At 44.0% G+C, this 17,493-nt stretch carries 14 protein-coding genes; 1 reads left to right on the forward strand and 13 read right to left on the reverse strand.

Annotation, left to right across the window (positions count from 1 at the left end; genetic code table 11):
• Positions 1-40: 40 nt before the first annotated feature.
• The 9 genes from sucD to sdhC all read right to left on the reverse strand — a co-directional run bounded on the left by sucD (position 41) and on the right by sdhC (position 11,253).
• The gene (gene sucD, locus ABD744_RS07665; RefSeq protein WP_344797098.1) at positions 41-913 is read right to left on the reverse strand and encodes a succinate--CoA ligase subunit alpha; all 873 of its coding nucleotides are present in this window, start codon (positions 911-913) and stop codon (positions 41-43) included.
• A 3-nt stretch (positions 914-916) separates the two neighbouring features.
• On the reverse strand, positions 917-2,083 hold the full coding sequence (gene sucC, locus ABD744_RS07670; RefSeq protein WP_344797100.1) for an ADP-forming succinate--CoA ligase subunit beta: 1,167 nt from the start codon (positions 2,081-2,083) through the stop codon (positions 917-919).
• A 54-nt stretch (positions 2,084-2,137) separates the two neighbouring features.
• Complete coding sequence (gene lpdA, locus ABD744_RS07675; RefSeq protein ID WP_344797102.1) at positions 2,138-3,574, reverse strand: dihydrolipoyl dehydrogenase; 1,437 nt, start codon at positions 3,572-3,574, stop codon at positions 2,138-2,140.
• A 45-nt stretch (positions 3,575-3,619) separates the two neighbouring features.
• Complete coding sequence (gene odhB, locus ABD744_RS07680; RefSeq protein ID WP_344797104.1) at positions 3,620-4,861, reverse strand: 2-oxoglutarate dehydrogenase complex dihydrolipoyllysine-residue succinyltransferase; 1,242 nt, start codon at positions 4,859-4,861, stop codon at positions 3,620-3,622.
• 41 nt (positions 4,862-4,902) lie between these two features.
• Complete coding sequence (locus ABD744_RS07685) at positions 4,903-7,740, reverse strand: 2-oxoglutarate dehydrogenase E1 component (protein WP_344797106.1); 2,838 nt, start codon at positions 7,738-7,740, stop codon at positions 4,903-4,905.
• Between the two features lie 285 nt (positions 7,741-8,025).
• Positions 8,026-8,730: a succinate dehydrogenase iron-sulfur subunit gene (locus ABD744_RS07690; protein WP_344797108.1), complete on the reverse strand. Its 705-nt coding sequence runs from the start codon at positions 8,728-8,730 to the stop codon at positions 8,026-8,028.
• Between the two features lie 28 nt (positions 8,731-8,758).
• A complete protein-coding gene (sdhA, locus tag ABD744_RS07695; RefSeq protein ID WP_344797110.1) occupies positions 8,759-10,534 on the reverse strand; it encodes a succinate dehydrogenase flavoprotein subunit in 1,776 nt (591 codons plus the stop codon).
• 3 nt (positions 10,535-10,537) lie between these two features.
• Complete coding sequence (gene sdhD / locus ABD744_RS07700; protein WP_344797112.1) at positions 10,538-10,885, reverse strand: succinate dehydrogenase, hydrophobic membrane anchor protein; 348 nt, start codon at positions 10,883-10,885, stop codon at positions 10,538-10,540.
• Positions 10,879-11,253: a succinate dehydrogenase, cytochrome b556 subunit gene (sdhC, locus tag ABD744_RS07705; protein ID WP_344797114.1), complete on the reverse strand. Its 375-nt coding sequence runs from the start codon at positions 11,251-11,253 to the stop codon at positions 10,879-10,881. The genes sdhD and sdhC overlap by 7 nt, the downstream gene beginning before the upstream one ends.
• A 500-nt stretch (positions 11,254-11,753) precedes the next feature.
• Here sdhC and gltA point away from each other — a divergent pair, with 500 nt between their 5' ends.
• Positions 11,754-13,022, forward strand: coding sequence for a citrate synthase (gene gltA / locus ABD744_RS07710; protein WP_344797116.1), 1,269 nt, complete (start codon positions 11,754-11,756; stop codon positions 13,020-13,022).
• A 60-nt stretch (positions 13,023-13,082) separates the two neighbouring features.
• On the opposite strand, the gene ABD744_RS07715 is transcribed toward gltA, so the two are convergent.
• From ABD744_RS07715 to ABD744_RS07730, 4 genes are all read right to left on the reverse strand, one after another.
• Positions 13,083-14,267, reverse strand: coding sequence for an MFS transporter (locus tag ABD744_RS07715; RefSeq protein WP_344797118.1), 1,185 nt, complete (start codon positions 14,265-14,267; stop codon positions 13,083-13,085).
• Positions 14,260-15,363 (reverse strand): chorismate synthase, encoded by a 1,104-nt coding sequence (gene aroC, locus ABD744_RS07720; protein WP_344797120.1) that lies wholly within the window; start codon positions 15,361-15,363, stop codon positions 14,260-14,262. Before aroC ends, ABD744_RS07715 begins: the two co-directional genes overlap by 8 nt.
• 10 nt (positions 15,364-15,373) lie before the next feature.
• Positions 15,374-16,324: a 50S ribosomal protein L3 N(5)-glutamine methyltransferase gene (prmB, locus tag ABD744_RS07725; RefSeq protein ID WP_344797122.1), complete on the reverse strand. Its 951-nt coding sequence runs from the start codon at positions 16,322-16,324 to the stop codon at positions 15,374-15,376.
• Between the two features lie 107 nt (positions 16,325-16,431).
• A complete protein-coding gene (locus ABD744_RS07730) occupies positions 16,432-17,493 on the reverse strand; it encodes a patatin-like phospholipase family protein (RefSeq protein ID WP_344797124.1) in 1,062 nt (353 codons plus the stop codon).

Below are 17,493 nucleotides of genomic sequence, written 5' to 3' on the forward strand. Positions count from 1 at the left end.
ATCAAGAACGGGATAGCAGAATGCTACCCCGATACCATGGCTACCAGCCAGTTACTTCTTTAAGTGCATTACCAATTTCAGCCAAAGAGCGAACCGTTTTAACACCCGCATCTTCTAACGCAGCGAACTTCTCATCAGCCGTTCCCTTGCCACCTGAAATAATTGCACCTGCGTGCCCCATGCGTTTGCCTTTAGGTGCGGTCACACCAGCAATGTAAGAGACAACCGGCTTGGTTACATTCGCTTTGATGTAAGCAGCCGCCTCTTCTTCAGCACTACCACCAATCTCACCAATCATTACGATCGCTTCGGTTGCCGGATCATTTTGGAACATTTCCAAAATATCGATGAAGTTAGAGCCAGGAATTGGGTCACCACCAATGCCAACACAAGTCGACTGACCAAAGCCGTAATCTGTCGTCTGCTTAACAGCTTCGTAAGTCAACGTACCTGAACGGGATACGATACCCACTTTGCCTGGAAGATGAATATGGCCTGGCATAATGCCGATTTTACATTCCCCCGGAGTAATTACACCTGGACAGTTAGGACCAATTAAACGGACTCCCAGCTCATCACACTTCACTTTTGCGTCAAGCATATCCAATGTAGGAATGCCTTCTGTGATACATACGATCAGTTTGATGCCTGAATTGGCAGCTTCTAATATTGAGTCTTTACAAAAGGGAGCAGGAACATAAATGACCGATGCTTCTGCCCCGGTAGCTTCGACAGCTTCCGCCACAGTATTAAACACAGGCAGGCCAAGGTGCGTTTGACCACCTTTGCCTGGTGTAACACCACCAACCATTTGTGTGCCGTATTCTATTGCTTGCTCAGAATGGAATGTGCCTTGACCACCAGTAAAACCCTGGCAAATAACTTTGGTATTTTTATCGATTAAAATAGACATTGTTTAGTTCCCTCCAGCCGCTTTAACCGCTTGTTGCGCTGCATCCGTTAAACTTGTGGCAGCAATAATGTTCAAGCCACTTTCAGCCAGCTTCTTAGAACCCAGCTCTGCATTATTTCCTTCCAAACGGACAACCACAGGAACCTCTACACCAACTTCTTCTACTGCACCAATAATCCCTTCAGCGATCATGTCACATCGAACGATACCACCGAAAATATTAACCAACACAGCTTTTACTTTGTCATCAGATAAGATGATTTTGAACGCTTCAGCAACACGTTCTTTGGTCGCACCGCCACCAACATCAAGGAAGTTCGCTGGAAACCCTCCATGCAATGCTACGATATCCATAGTGCCCATTGCCAGACCAGCACCATTCACCATGCAGCCAATTGAACCGTCCAAAGCGACGTAGTTTAATTCAAACTTTGCTGCATGCGCTTCACGCTCATCTTCCTGAGAAGGATCGTGCATTGCCTGCAGGTCTTTATGGCGATAAACAGCATTGCTATCAACACCAATTTTTGCGTCCAAACAATGTAAATCACCGTCTTTTTTGATCACAAGAGGGTTAATTTCTATCAGCGCCAAATCTTTTTCAGCAAACAAAGTCGCTAAACCAACAAAGATTTTTGTGAATTGCTTAATTTGCTCGCCTTGCAACCCTAACTTGAACGCCAACTCCCGACCTTGGTAAGGTTGTGGCCCAGCCAATGGATCTATAGTCGCTTTAAGGATTTTTTCAGGTGTTTCTTCCGCGACCTTCTCAATCTCCACGCCACCCTCTGTGGATGCCATGAAAACAATACGTCGCGTAGAACGATCGACTACTGCGCCAAGATAAAGTTCTTGTTCAATATCAGTGCAGCTCTCAACAAGGATTTTGCTGACGGGCTGACCGTTTTCGTCTGTTTGATAGGTGACTAAGTTTTTCCCAAGCCATTGACTAGCAAATGCACTGGCTTCTTCAGCGGTTTTAATTAACTTAACCCCGCCGGCTTTACCTCGACCGCCGGCATGAACCTGAGCCTTAACGACCCATTCATCTCCACCAATCTTCTTTGTTGCTTCTGCTGCTGCTTCGGGAGTATCCACTGCATATCCCTCTGAAACAGGTAATCCATACTGCTTAAAGAGTTGTTTACCCTGATATTCGTGCAGGTTCATAAACTAGTCACCTTCCTTATCATACTTTCGTCAATTATATTTCCGAAAAACGATTTACTTACGACGACGGTTTGCTTTGTGAATTGCATGACCATTCACTGCCAACGCAGCTTCATGAACAGCTTCACACAACGCCGGATGAGGGAACATAGTTAACCCAATATCCTCCGCTGTCGATCCAAATTCCATGGAAATCAAGATTTGTTGACACAGGTCAGCTGCATTAGGGCCAATAATATGACAACCCAAAATGCGATCTGTTTCTTCATCAGCAATGATCTTAACCATACCATCCGTATCATTCGCTGCTAAAGCGCGTCCACTTGCGCTAAATGGGAAAAATCCAGTTTTATAAGACTCTCCCGCAGCTTTTAATTCATCTTCTGTTTTGCCCACCCAAGAAATTTCAGGATGCGTATAAATAACAGAAGGAACTAAATCATAGTTAACCTGTGCTTTTTGGCCAGCAATACGTTCAGCAACCATAACGCCTTCTTCAGAAGCTTTATGTGCCAACATTGGGCCACGAACAACGTCACCAATGGCAAACACGCCAGGTACGTCAGTTGCGCATTGATCGTTAACAAAAATAAAACCACGCTCGTCCAGACCAACACCGCTATCAACAGCAAGCAGGCCTTCCGTATATGGTCGACGACCAACAGCAACAATTAACTTATCAACAACAACTTCTTGCTCGCCGTCTTTATCTGTGTACGAAACAGTAACTTGTTTACGCTTCACATCCGTGCCTGTGACTCTAGCACCCACACGAATATCTATGCCTTGTTTGGCAAATACTTTACTCGCTTCGCGAGCAATCTGACGATCGACAACGCTTAAGAATTCATCCTGAGCTTCAAGTACAACCACTTCAGAGCCTAAACGATTCCAAACACTGCCTAACTCTAAGCCAATCACACCAGCACCAATCACACCTAAGCGTTTTGGAACAGCCTGGAACTCCAGAGCGCCAGTTGAATCAACAATTATGTCGTCTTTAAGTGGTGCAGGAGGAATTTCAACAGGTACGGAACCAGTAGCGATAATGACATTCTCTGCTTCCAATGTTTTGGTATTACCATCATGGTCAGTGAATTCGATTTTTTTACCTGCCAGCAACTTTCCTGTGCCTTCAAAAGGAATCACACCATTCGATTTAAAAAGACCAGCAACACCGAACGTAAGTTTTTCGACTACTTCATCTTTACGCTCAATCATACGAGGAACGTCAATATCGACTTTCTTGATGCCAATACCGTGTGTCTCAAACTCTTCACAAGCATCATGATACTTATGAGAAGTGTCCAGAAGTGCCTTCGACGGAATGCAGCCAACATTCAGACATGTGCCGCCGAATGTAGCCTTGCCATTTTTATTAATATACTTATCGATACAAGCTGTTTTTAAACCCAACTGTGCAGCACGGATTGCAGCTACGTATCCACCTGGCCCACCGCCGATTACAACAACGTCAAATTTATCCGACATGTTAAATTTCCTTATTGGGCCAGCCATAAGGCTGGCCAGATGAGATTATAGATTGAGAAGGATTTTAGCAGGTTCTTCAAGCAATTCTTTGACTGAGACCAAGAACTGTACAGCTTCTTTGCCATCAATCAAACGATGGTCATAAGAAAGCGCTAGATACATCATTGGTTGAATTACCACTTCACCATTAACCGCCATAGGTCTTTCCTGGATTTTATGCATCCCAAGAATGGCTGTTTGAGGTGGGTTCAGAATTGGCGTAGACATTAATGAACCAAACACACCACCGTTGGTGATTGTGAATGTTCCACCCATCATATCTTCAATCGCCAGCTTACCCTCTTTGGCTTTTGAACCGTAATCCTTAATCGTGCTTTCTACATCGGCAAGCGTCATACCGTCGGCATCGCGCAGAACAGGAACAACTAATCCTCTGTCGCTGGAAACAGCCACACCCACATCATAGTAGCCATGATAAACGATGTCGCTACCGTCAATGGAAGCATTTACTTCAGGGAATTTCTTCAATGACTCAACAGCAGCTTTAACGAAGAAAGACATAAAGCCAAGTTTAGTTTGATGTGTTTTCTCAAACTGATCCTTGTACTTTGATCTTAGATCCATAATTGGCTGCATGTTCACTTCATTAAATGTTGTCAACATAGCAGCATTATGCTGCGCATCTAGCAAACGCTTAGCAATGCTGGCGCGTAAACGTGTCATTGGAACACGTTTTTCCAGACGACCTTCTTGGTTCAAAGGTACAATCGCTGGAGGCGGTACTACCACAGGAGCAGGAGCTGCTTCTTCAGCGGGAGCACTGGTTGTTTGCGCAACGGCTGAAGAGCCGGCCAAATCCGCTTGTTTAATAAAGTTAACGACATCTTCTTTGGTGACCAGGCCATTTTTACCTGTACCTGCAACCTGAGAAGAATCAACAGCATTTTCTTCCATCAACTTACGTGCAGCAGGGCTTGCAACTGCGCCCTCTGTGGGTTGAGGAGCATCTTCGCCCTGAGCTTCTGGCTCTGCAGTGGTTGCCTCAACGGCACCTTCCTGGAACAAAGCAATGATTTCATTGCTCAGTACAACATCACCTTCGCTCTTTAATACTTCAGAGATAACACCGTCTGCCGGCGCAGCAACCTCTAGAACAACCTTATCCGTTTCAATATCAACAATCAGCTCATCTCTTGAAACTGCCTCACCAGGCTGCTTATGCCATGTTGCAATATTACCTTCAGCAACTGACTCTGGGAAAGTGGGCGCTTTAATTTCTATGGCCATACTTATTCCTTATTCCTTTATCTGTGTACTGTACTTATTCGTTAACCAATCAAGGCGTCATCAATCATCTTATTCTGCTGCTCAACGTGAAGTGCCATATAACCTGCGGCAGGAGACGCAGAGGCTTCACGACCAGCATATTCAACTTCATAGTCAAGATGAGCAAAGTTAAGAGATCGCACAACCCGACGCATATGATGCTGACTACTGTACCAAGCGCCTTGGTTCATTGGCTCTTCCTGACACCAAACAACCTTCTCGATGCTTTTGTACTTTTTCAGAATATTTTTCAGATCATCTTCAGGGAACGGATACAGTTGTTCAATTCGGACAATCGCAACATTATTTAGTTCACGTGCACGGCGCTGTTCAAGCAAGTCGAAATAAACTTTACCAGAACACATAACAACTCGAGTGACGTCTTTAGCCTTTACGGTATCAACTTCGTCAATCACTGTCTGGAAAGAACCTTCTGATAGCTCTTCCAGTGTTGATATTGCTTCCTTGTGACGTAGCAAGCTCTTAGGTGTTAATGCAACCAACGGTTTTCTTAAAGGTCTGATCGCCTGACGACGAAGCATATGGAAAACCTGAGCCGGCGTCGTTGGCACACAAACCTGAATATTGTGTTCAGCACAAAGCTGAAGATAACGCTCTAAACGTGCAGATGAGTGTTCAGGCCCCTGACCTTCATAACCGTGCGGTAACAACATTGTAAGACCGCATAAACGACCCCATTTATGCTCACCACTGGTAATAAACTGATCAATTACTACCTGAGCGCCGTTTGCAAAATCACCGAACTGAGCCTCCCAGATAACGAGGGTATTTGGTTGCGTGGTGGCGTAACCATACTCAAAGGCCAACACGGCCTCTTCTGAAAGGAAAGAGTCATAGATGTCAAAAGTAACATCGTCCGTTGCTAATGTACTTAACGGAATATGACGAGAGCCATCTTTTTGATTATGCAAGACTGCGTGTCTGTGCGAGAAAGTACCACGACCAACGTCCTGACCAGTAATACGAACAGAATGGCCTTCTGCTAATAGAGAAGCATATGCCATTGTTTCCGCATAACCCCAGTTAATCGGTAGCGCACCGACCGTCATCTTGCGGCGGTCTTCAATGATTTTTTGAACCTGACGCTGAGTTACAAAACCCTCAGGCATTTCGTTTAGTTCATTCGATAAAGACTGAAGTTTCTTGAGGTCAATCGAAGTATCATGGCTTGCCGTCCATTCGTGCCCCAAGAAAGGCCTCCAGTCGACAAACATAGATTCATTTGGCTCACGCACCAAACTCTTAACAACATGACGTCCATTATCGAGTGCATCACGATAATCGTTCGTTAATGTTGCATACTCTTCTTTGGTAATAATACCTTCTGAAATTAACTTATTAGCATACAGCTCACACGTAGACTTCTGTGTACGAATTTTTTCATACATAAGAGGCTGAGTGCCTGATGGCTCATCCGCTTCGTTATGGCCTCGGCGACGATAACAAATCAAGTCAATAACAATGTCTTTCTTAAATTCAAATCGATAATCTGCAGCAAGCTGCGTAACGAAAAACACTGCTTCAGGGTCGTCAGCGTTTACGTGAAAAATTGGTGCCTGAACCATCTTGGCAACGTCAGTACAATACTCGGTAGAGCGAGCGTCTTCCTGCAGTGACGTAGTAAAACCTACCTGGTTGTTCACAATCACGTGAACAGTGCCACCTGTTTTGTAAGCTCTTGTCTGAGATGCCTGGAATGTTTCCATAACCACGCCCTGCCCAGCAAACGCAGCATCACCATGGATGCTGATAGGCATTACTGTTGTACCAATTGGATCTTTTCGGCGATCTTGGCGAGCACGTACCGAGCCCTCAACCACTGGGGATACAATCTCTAGGTGAGACGGGTTGAATGCGAGCGCCAAATGCACTTCTCCGCCAGGGGTCATCACGTTTGATGAGAAACCTTGGTGGTACTTCACATCTCCGGAGCTATCAAACTTGGCTCGACCTTCAAATTCATCAAACAGGTCTGCAGGTGATTTACCCAGAGTATTAATCAATACATTCAAGCGGCCACGGTGTGCCATACCAATTACAACTTCTTGAACTTGGTAGGTTCCAGCACGCTGGATAAGTTCGTCCATTAAAGGAATTAATGACTCACCACCTTCAAGACCAAAGCGCTTAGTACCTGGATACTTAGATTGAAGGTACTTTTCAAGCCCTTCAGATGCAACCAAACGCTCAAGAATGTGTTTTGCAACTTCTGCACTGTATTTAGGGTGTGATTTAACACTTTCAATACGCTGCTGTAGCCACTCTTTTTCTGCTGTATCAACGATGTGCATGTACTCAGCACCTACAGATGAACAGTAAGTTTTTTCCAGAGTATCGATGATTTCAGCTAAAGAAGAGTTATCGGAACCAGTCGCTAAGTTACCGGTTTGAAAAACCGTATCCAAATCCGCATTGGTTAAGCCATGATAGCCAAGCTGCAAATCAGGGACGTCATCACGTTGCATAAGATTCAACGGATCAAGATCTGCTTTTTGGTGCCCACGAACACGATATGCATTAATAAGGTCAAGAACCTTAACTTGTTTAATATCGAAATCGGAGCTAACTGCGCTTGCGGCTTTAGGGCGATTTGTATCTTTATTCTTAGCGTGAAGAATAAATGTTTCACGAATTGTCGAGTGAGGGATATCGTGAGGTGCGGCCTCGGTAGACCTTGGTAATCTTTCAAAATATGAGCGCCACTGCTCTGGCACTTCATTTGGATCTCTTAAATAAGCTTCATACATAGCTTCGACATAAGCTACGTTACCGCCCAAATGAGAGCTACCTCTTAATTGCTCCATAGAAGCTTCTTGCATTCGTTCCCGTCCTTAATGCACTGAGGTTTGACTGTTGTATTACAGCGGATGAGCCGTTTACAAACGAATCGTGGATGGTATCCACCTCTGGGTTAACTTTAGTTAATTTAGAGGATTATACTTTTTGAGTAAAAACCTCTGATTTTTCCGATATTTATCTATTTTTAGAATAAAAATCGAAAGAATGCAAAACTTCCCCCTACTTTCTGCTTGCAATGTTGTAATTAGTATATTTTATGTACTGCAAGCAATAAAAAAAGGGGCTTGCCAGCCCCTTTTTCTACATTACGATCCGCGCGATAGAAGCATGTTACGGATGTGCCCGATTGCCTTTGTAGGATTTAGACCTTTAGGGCAAACGTTAACACAATTCATAATGCCTCGGCAACGGAATACACTGAATGGATCATCCAGTTCTGCCAAGCGCTCTTCCGTGGCAGTATCACGACTATCAATCAAGAATCGATAGGCCTGAAGCAAACCGGAAGGACCGATAAACTTATCTGGATTCCACCAGAAAGATGGGCACGCAGTTGAACAGCATGCACACAAAATACACTCATACAAACCATCAAGGTGCTCACGTTCTTCTGGAGACTGCAAGCGCTCAATAGCAGGTGCTGGCGTATCATTGATCAAGTACGGCTTGATCTTTTCGTACTGCTTATAGAATTGCTCCATATCCACAACAATGTCGCGGATAACTGGCAAGCCAGGAAGAGGACGAAGAATCAGCTTGTCGCCTTTCACACACTCTGATAACGGAGTAATACAAGCAAGACCATTCTTACCGTTAATATTAACACCATCAGAACCACACACGCCTTCACGGCATGAGCGACGGAAAGAAAGACTCTCGTCTTGTTCTTTAATTAGATGCAAAACATCCAATACCATCAGGTCTTTACCACCTGGAATTTCGATATTGTAGTCCTGCATATATGGAGCTTCATCAGTCTCCGGATTGTAACGATATACGCTTACTAACATTATTCTATCTTCCTCATCGACCCTTGGATTAGTATGTTCTCACCTTAGGTGGGAATGCTTCTACAGTTTTAGGGGCGAAGTTTACGTCTCGCTTGCCAACACCTTGAGTGGTTGGATTGTAGATTGAGTGCTTAAGCCAGTTTTCATCATCACGCTCAGTGAAGTCGTTACGGGCGTGAGCACCACGACTTTCTTTACGGATTTCAGCAGAAACTGCAGTCGCGTAGGCAACTTCATATAAATTACCAAGCTCAAGAGCTTCAATACGCGCAGTGTTAAATGCCTGGCTCTTATCTTTGATGCACAAGTTATTTACGCGATTACCGATTTCTTTAAGAATGCCAAGGCCTTTCTGCATGCTTTCGCCGTCTCGGAAAACACCAAAATAAAGCTGCATACATTTCTGAAGGTCTGCACGAACAGTAGCAACATCTTCACCAGTGGTGTTGGTGTTGATTTTGTTCAATCTTTCTAGTGCATTTTCAAGATCGGTATCGGTAGCATCCATTACGTCAAAGCCTTCACGTAATTGCTTCTCAATCTGAATACCAGCAGCACGACCAAATACAACCAGGTCAAGCAACGAGTTACCACCCAGTCGGTTAGCACCATGCACAGATACACAGGCAACTTCACCACAAGCAAACAGACCGTCAATCACTGTTTCAGTGCCATCTTCGGCAACCTGAATTGCCTGACCGCCAATGTTTGTCGGAACACCGCCCATCATGTAGTGACATGTCGGAACAACAGGTACTGGCTCTTTAGCAGGATCTACGTGTGCGAACGTTTTAGATAGCTCACAAATACCAGGAAGACGACTATTAAGTACTTCTTCACCTAAGTGGTCCAACTTCAAGAATACGTGATCGCCATTTTCACCAGCACCACGACCCTCAAGGATCTCCATAACCATTGAGCGAGCAACAACGTCTCGACCCGCCAGGTCTTTAGCATTAGGAGCATAACGCTCCATGAAGCGCTCGCCATCTTTGTTAATTAGATAACCGCCTTCACCACGACAACCTTCGGTTACAAGCACGCCTGCGCCTGCAATACCGGTTGGGTGGAACTGCCACATTTCCATATCCTGCGCAACAAAACCTGCACGCAAAGACATACCAACGCCATCACCAGTATTGATGTGCGCGTTCGTAGTCGATTGATAAATACGACCTGCACCGCCAGTAGCCAGTACAGTTGCTTTTGCTTTAATGTAAACTGTTTCACCAGTTTCCATATCAATAGCAACACAACCAACCACTTGCCCTTTCTTGTTTTTAACAAGATCAACGGCATACCATTCATTTAAGAAAGTAGTGCCTGCAGCAAGGTTTGCCTGATAAAGCGTGTGCAATAATGCATGGCCTGTACGGTCAGCCGCAGCACAAGTACGAGCAGCTTGCCCGCCTTTACCGAAATCTTTAGACTGGCCACCGAAAGGACGCTGATAGATACGACCGTTATCAAAACGAGAGAATGGCAACCCCATGTGGTCAAGCTCAAATACAGCCTGAGGGCCTACGCTACACATGTACTCGATAGCGTCTTGGTCACCAATATAGTCGGAACCCTTGACAGTATCGTACATATGCCAGCGCCAATCATCGTTAGGATCAGCACTTGCAATCGCACATGTAATACCGCCCTGCGCAGATACTGTATGTGAACGAGTTGGGAACACTTTTGAAACTACCGCAGTTTTCAGGCCTGATTCAGCCAACTGCAAACCGGCACGCATACCGGCACCGCCACCACCAATAACGATTGAGTCAAACGTCATGGTGCGAACTTGATTAGACATATATTACAGCCCCCAAAGAATTTCAATCGACCACACTAGAAAAACAAACAATGTAACAATCACGGCTGCATTGAAAACAAAGCGAATCTTAGCTGGCTTAATATAGTCAGTAGCAATCGTCCATAAGCCTACCCAAGAGTGAGCAACTAACGAAAGAACCGCCAATAAAGAATAAATACGAACAGATGTGCAGCTAAAAAGCTCCTTCCACTGAGCGTAAGACATATCAGGGTTTAATAAAATGTAACCCACAATAAAAATTGAGTAGGTTGCCAAGATAACAGCACTTGCTCGTTGAAGTACCCAATCAGACAAACCGCTGCGGCTAAAATTTGTAACGCTAGTTACCATACCCAAACTCCTGCAAGAACAATCATTAATCCGCCCAAAACAAGCGTAATTATTGAGCCAGTTCGACCACCTTCTAAGGTTTCGCCGATGCCCATATCCATAAGCAGGTGCTTAATGCCTGCAACGAAGTGATAGCCAAGAGCAGATAAAATGCCCCAAGTAATAAGTTTTGCCACAGGGCTTTGTAAGCATTCTTTGAACTGGTTGAAACTTTCTTCTGAAGCTAAAGTCATATCTAAAGCAGCAAGAACGAAAGCCATACCGAAGAACAATCCAATGCCTGCTATTCTGTGCAGAATGGAAGCTTTTGCCGTAACCGGCAACTGAATCGTTGTCAGATCTAGGTTTTTAGGTCTATTGCTATTCACGGTTATACACTCTATCCGTTTGGGTCCGCGATGCAGACAATTACATCTACGAATGTTCGCAGTGCGAGTCTATCTTTGTACTAATGCAGAGACATTAGTGCATTACTAATAAGGAACGAGTCCTACTTATCCGGGTGTCACAATCCTGACCTAGGCCAAGAATTAAGAGCGCGGTGATTATAATCAGCAACTTAGAGAAATTCAATCAAGATCAGTGATTACCGGATTTGCACCAAGATCAAACGCAAAATAGACAGCTTTTAAAAAGGCGCACCATAATGAAACCTAACTTTAGAACATAAAATCACCAGCGCCATAAAAATAGCTAATTATCGCACTGAAAAGCTGCCTTTGATTGACAAAAAGAAGTTACAGCTTATAGTTACGGCACCAGTAAGGCACTTTGCGTCCATACTTTATCCGGGGATGAGCGCTAAACAGGGAAAATACCCTGGTCTTCCATAGGAAGTTAAAGAAAACGTATTACAAGGAGGCCTTGCATGGCTGATAAAAAAGCACAGTTGACTATAGACGGGAAAACCCTTGAATTCCCAGTTTATTCTGGAACTGTGGGTCCAGACGTTATTGATGTTCGAAGCTTAACTGCTGAAGGATATTTCACTTACGACCCAGGGTTTGTATCAACAGCAGCCTGTGAATCCGCAATTACCTATATTGATGGTGGCAAAGGTGTACTTCTTCACAGAGGTTACCCAATTGAACAACTGGCAGAAAAAGCCAGCTTCTTAGAAACTTGTCATCTGCTTCTGTTCGGAGAGCTTCCAACAGCAGAAGAAAAAGCAAAGTTTGAAGATACCATCACTCATCATACTATGGTCCATGACCAATTGAGTGATTTCTTCCATGGTTTCCGTCGTGACTCCCACCCAATGGCTATTATGTGTGGTGTAGTAGGCGCTTTATCTGCCTTCTATCATGATTCCTTGGACATCAACGACCCTCGCCATCGTGAAGTTTCTGCATACCGTTTGATTGCAAAAATGCCTACGATTGCTGCCATGGTTTATAAATACAGTATTGGCCAGCCGTTCATGTATCCTAAGAATGAACTTGGCTACTCTGAAAACTTCCTACACATGATGTTCAATACTCCATGTGAAGAAAAACCAATCAACCCTGTTATTGCTCGCGCGATGGATAAGATTTTCTTATTGCACGCTGATCATGAACAGAACGCATCTACATCAACGGTTCGCCTAGCGGGTTCTACTGGTGCAAACCCATTTGCTTGTATCGCTGCAGGTATTGCTGCTCTTTGGGGTCCTGCTCACGGTGGTGCAAACGAAGCCGTACTTAAGATGTTGGATGAAATCGGAAGTTACGACAAAATTCCAGAGTTTATTGACAAAGCAAAAGACAAAGATGATCCATTCCGTCTAATGGGCTTTGGTCACCGAGTTTATAAGAGCTATGACCCTCGTGCAGTAGAAATGAAAAAATGCTGCGACGAAGTACTTGCTGAACTTGGCTTGGAAGATGATCCTCAGCTTAAAATGGCTATGGAGCTTGAGAAAATTGCACTAGAAGATGAATACTTCGTTAAGCGTAACCTATACCCTAACGTTGATTTCTATTCAGGCATCATTCTTAAAGCACTTGGCATTCCAACAGAGATGTTCACTGTAATCTTTGCTACAGGTCGTACTCCAGGCTGGATTGCACATTGGCATGAAATGATCGGCGGCAATAACCGTATCGGTCGTCCTCGTCAGCTATACACTGGCGAAAAAGCAAGAGACTTAAAATAATAAGTTCTTACTTCAAAAAAGGCCGCATTTGCGGCCTTTTTTAATGCCTGTTACCAATTATCAATACTGAGGCTTTAATCGAACAGATACCAGCAATGCCAAAAACGCAGAAACCGCAGCAACATAAAAAATCACGTTTCGCTCTAAACCTGACTCCCATAAAAAACCACTGATAATAGCTCCGATCGCACCACCCAACCCAAAACTCACCCCGCTATACAGCGCCTGACCTCTTCCCGACAATCCAGAAGGAAAAAACCGCTGAACGTAGACCATACTTACCACATGCAAACAACCAAAAGAAAAAGCATGTAATCCCTGAGCAAACAGCACCAATGAAAGCGACTCAGGGAAATAACCAATGACCAGCCAGCGCAACACGGTCAGGATAATCGACAACACCAATAAGACGTATTCACCGTATTTTTTCAAATAATATGGAAAAATCAAAAATAAAATAATCTCAGCGACCACACCAACCGACCACAATCCCCCTATCCAATAATTTGAAAACCCATAACCTTCAAGGTACAAACTGTAAAACGAATAGTAAGCGCCATGGGAAAGTTGAATAAAAAAGCAAATCAGAAGAAAACTAACAACCGCCGGTTTTTTAAGGACAGGCATCAGCTTTTGGACCCTTTTTTTAGGGTCGCTCTCTTCGGTTTTTGCAAGCTCGGAAAGCTGAAAACTGATATAGGACGCAAATACGATTAATGCAATCATAATAAAAGGCAGCCATTGGATAGACAGCCACTCAAACACCACTCCCAAAGAAAATGAGAGCACAATAAACCCAATTGACCCCCATAATCGAATTCTGGAATATCTATTAGCCTGACTATCCAGTCGACACAAGGTATAAGCTTCAAATTGAGAAAGAATTGCATTCCAAAAAACAGAATAAACAACCCCAATAACGATCAGTTCAAGATAGTCAAAGCCCAAGATGTAAAAAGAAAATGAAATACCAGCAAATATTAACGAACAACGTATCACCGACATCAAGATATTAAAGCGATCCGACAAATAACCAGCAATAGAAGGTGCAAATATTTTTGTCGATAAGAATACAGCATGAAATGCGGCAATCTGCAGACCATCAAAGCCTTTTTCGGATAAAAAGATTGGCCAAAAAGGAAGCAAGCACCCCAGAAAAGCAAAATAACAGAAATAGAATGAAGACAGTTTAAAAGCCGGAATGACGTCATTCCGGCCATCACTTAGAAACGGTGAATCAGACATCCACAGAAGAAGGAATCACAGGTACAGATGTAGTCACGTCGGCATTCTGAGCACGGTGTCTCAACACATGATCCATCACCACCATGGCAACCATGGCCTCAGCGATCGGTGTCGCACGTATACCCACGCATGGATCATGACGCCCCTTGGTAATTACATCAATAGGCTCACCTGCTTTGTTAATACTCTTACCCGGAATCAAAATACTCGACGTTGGCTTAAGTGCGATATGAGCAATTAAGTCCTGACCCGTCGTTATACCGCCAGCCACACCACCGGAGTGGTTTGATAAGAATCCCTCTGGGCTCAACTCATCTCTGTGCTCGGAACCCTTTTGCTCAATAGAACCAAAACCATCCCCAATCTCAATGCCTTTAACCGCATTGATACTCATTAGCGCATGAGCCAGATCTGCATCCAAACGATCAAACACCGGCTCTCCCAAACCCGGAGGCATTCCAGAGGCAACGATAGTAATCTTAGCACCAATGGAGTCACCAGACTTGCGAAGCTTTTTCATATAATCTTCAAGCTCCGGCAACTTATCCACATCTGGACAGAAGAACGGGTTTTGATGAACTTGCTCCCAATCCAGCTTCTCCGTCTTGATCGGCCCCAACTGAGACATGTAGCCGCGAATTTCAATACCATAACGCTGCTTCAAATACTTCTTAGCTACAGAGCCTGCTGCAACTCGCATCGCAGTTTCCCGAGCGGATGAACGACCACCACCTCGGTAATCTCTTGCGCCATATTTATGCTCATAAGAGTAATCTGCATGGTTAGGACGAAATGTTTCTTTAATTTCAGAATAGTCTTTGGAGCGCTGATCGGTATTGTGAATAATCATACCAATGGACGTACCGGTTGTTTTGCCCTCAAACACGCCTGACAATATCTCAACCTGATCCGGCTCTTTTCTTTGTGTCGTAAATTTGGACGTTCCTGGTTTACGGCGATCCAAATCAACTTGAATTTCTTCTTCACTGATTTCAATACCAGGAGGGCAACCATCTATGATACAACCTAACGCTTTACCATGACTCTCGCCAAACGTTGTAACGGTAAATAATTTACCAAAACTATTACCAGACATTGATTACCCCTTAAGCTTCTTTACATGCCTCAGCAATTAATTGCTGATTCTCTATTAATTCTTTGCGCGTCATAACAAATACGCCGTCGCCACCATTTTCGAACTTCAGCCACTTGAACTTAACACCGGGAAAAGCAGCTTCTAAATTTTGCATGGAATACCCTACTTCCATGACAAACACACCATCGTCAGATAAATATCTGGCAGCATTCAGTAATATCTGTTTCGGTGCATCCATACCGTCAAAACCAGACAGCAATGCCATTTCCGGTTCATGCTCGAATTCATTTGGCATTAGATCAAAATCCTCCTGATCAACATAAGGAGGGTTTGCGAGAATTAAGTCGTACTTCACTCCATCCGGAATGGAAGAAAATAAATCCGACTGAATTGGAAATACTCGATCAGACAAATTATGGTCATCGATATTCTGCTGTGCCACTTCAAGTGCATCCATGGATAAATCCACTAAATCCACTTCTGCATCTCTAAATTGGTAGGCAGTTGCAATACCTATGCAACCACTGCCTGTACACATATCTAAAATTTTAGAAGGTTCATTTTCAAGCCAGCGATCAAAGCGTGATTTAATTAACTCCGCTATTGGCGAGCGTGGAATTAAGACACGTTCATCGACATAAAACGGTAAGTCACAATACCAAGCTACATTGAAAATATACGGTAAAGGAACACGCTCAACCAAACGAAGGTGTAAATTTTGTACAATTCGGGATCGCTCAGACGCTAACAAACCTGCCTGCTTAAAATCATCATAACTGTGCCATGGTAACGCCAAGGTAAACAGCACCAATTGAACACTCTCATCCCAGGCATTATCCGTTCCATGACCAAAATACACATCGCTTTGATTCATTGAACTGAAACACCAGCGAGCCATGTCTTGTACTGTTTTTAGCTCGGATACAGCAGGATCGTGATCCAAATCTTCTAGCTGATTCATAAGTAGCCCAAAAAAAATAAAGCGCTATTGTAACGAAAGTTAAAAGATTAGGCTAAACATGTTGATTCAATTGTTAATTTATTGCATTTAATACGAGTGAAATTGATTTATAGGGCTCGTTCAGCGCATTCACGCCCCAGTTGAATTAACTCTTCAGCTTTTTGAAAATCCAGTGTACCACATGCCTTAGCCGGTATTTGAATCATCACATCCGGCGGGTAACCTGCAACTTTATATTTGGCCAGAGAGCTTTGCATCGTATCAATGGCCTGATGAATAACATCAATTCGCCCCATTTTGATCATCGGTATCTGGGGGCCTTCATCTACTGCGGTTTGTAAGGACTTGTACCAACGAGATGTCCGCGTTTTAAAACCTTCCCACCAGTCCACATCTTCAGGCTTATTGTGTTCAGCAACTAACGCCTCAATTTCAGGGGTAAATAAATCACTGAACGTATCCAAAGACAAGGAGCTTGAATGACTGAAATCATGAGAGGCATATTCGTTGATGAGCTCTTTGCCTGCATCTGTTGAAATCAGGGATTCTGTTTCGGGTTGCTTCATTTCCTGTTCATCAAGAGGAACCGCATCATCCGCATTCATCATAGTAGGACAGGATTCTTTTCCCGCTAAATCCACGGCCACTATCATATCTGCATGGGCCGACACCGTAGGAATAATAGGTAATGGGTTCAACACCCCACCATCAACCAACAGCATTCCTTTTAGTGACACTGGTGTAAAGAGGCTGGGAATAGAAATAGACGCTCGCATCGCTCTCGTTAAACTGCCCTGCTGAAACCAGACTTCCTTTTGGCTAATCAAATCAGTAGCAACAGCCGTGAATTCAATTGGCAGGTTCTGAATTTTTACGTCCCCGACCATTTCTTTAATCACTTTAAAAAGCCGTTCCCCCCGGATTGCACCTGGCTCACGTAATGAAAAATCAAGCAGCTTAATAAAGCCTAATACAGAAAAATCAGAGGCCCACTCTTTGAATTCCGGCAATTTCCCCGCCGCATAAACGCCACCGACCAGCGCCCCCATAGAAGCGCCGGAAATCGCCTTAATTTTATAGCCCTTTTCCTCAAGAACCTCAATAACACCTATATGTGCGTAGCCTCGGGCTCCACCACTCCCTAGCACCAGTGAAACTGTTTTTGCCAT

Source organism: Litoribacillus peritrichatus (genome assembly GCF_039537985.1).
Classification (GTDB): domain Bacteria; phylum Pseudomonadota; class Gammaproteobacteria; order Pseudomonadales; family Litoribrevibacteraceae; genus Litoribacillus; species Litoribacillus peritrichatus.

What these genes read in the sequence shown, in the direction of transcription:
- ABD744_RS07685 (WP_344797106.1), bottom strand. Translation starts at nt 7,740, where the DNA reads ATGCAAGAAGCTTCTATGGAGCAATTAAGAGGTAGCTCTCATTTGGGC.
- prmB (WP_344797122.1), bottom strand. Translation starts at nt 16,324, where the DNA reads ATGAATCAGCTAGAAGATTTGGATCACGATCCTGCTGTATCCGAGCTA.
- ABD744_RS07690 (WP_344797108.1), bottom strand. Translation starts at nt 8,730, where the DNA reads ATGTTAGTAAGCGTATATCGTTACAATCCGGAGACTGATGAAGCTCCA.
- sdhD (WP_344797112.1), bottom strand. Translation starts at nt 10,885, where the DNA reads ATGGTAACTAGCGTTACAAATTTTAGCCGCAGCGGTTTGTCTGATTGG.
- sucD (WP_344797098.1), bottom strand. Translation starts at nt 913, where the DNA reads ATGTCTATTTTAATCGATAAAAATACCAAAGTTATTTGCCAGGGTTTT.
- lpdA (WP_344797102.1), bottom strand. Translation starts at nt 3,574, where the DNA reads ATGTCGGATAAATTTGACGTTGTTGTAATCGGCGGTGGGCCAGGTGGA.
- ABD744_RS07730 (WP_344797124.1), bottom strand. Translation starts at nt 17,493, where the DNA reads ATGGCAAAAACAGTTTCACTGGTGCTAGGGAGTGGTGGAGCCCGAGGC.
- sdhA (WP_344797110.1), bottom strand. Translation starts at nt 10,534, where the DNA reads ATGTCTAATCAAGTTCGCACCATGACGTTTGACTCAATCGTTATTGGT.
- ABD744_RS07715 (WP_344797118.1), bottom strand. Translation starts at nt 14,267, where the DNA reads ATGTCTGATTCACCGTTTCTAAGTGATGGCCGGAATGACGTCATTCCG.
- sucC (WP_344797100.1), bottom strand. Translation starts at nt 2,083, where the DNA reads ATGAACCTGCACGAATATCAGGGTAAACAACTCTTTAAGCAGTATGGA.
- odhB (WP_344797104.1), bottom strand. Translation starts at nt 4,861, where the DNA reads ATGGCCATAGAAATTAAAGCGCCCACTTTCCCAGAGTCAGTTGCTGAA.
- gltA (WP_344797116.1), top strand. Translation starts at nt 11,754, where the DNA reads ATGGCTGATAAAAAAGCACAGTTGACTATAGACGGGAAAACCCTTGAA.
- aroC (WP_344797120.1), bottom strand. Translation starts at nt 15,363, where the DNA reads ATGTCTGGTAATAGTTTTGGTAAATTATTTACCGTTACAACGTTTGGC.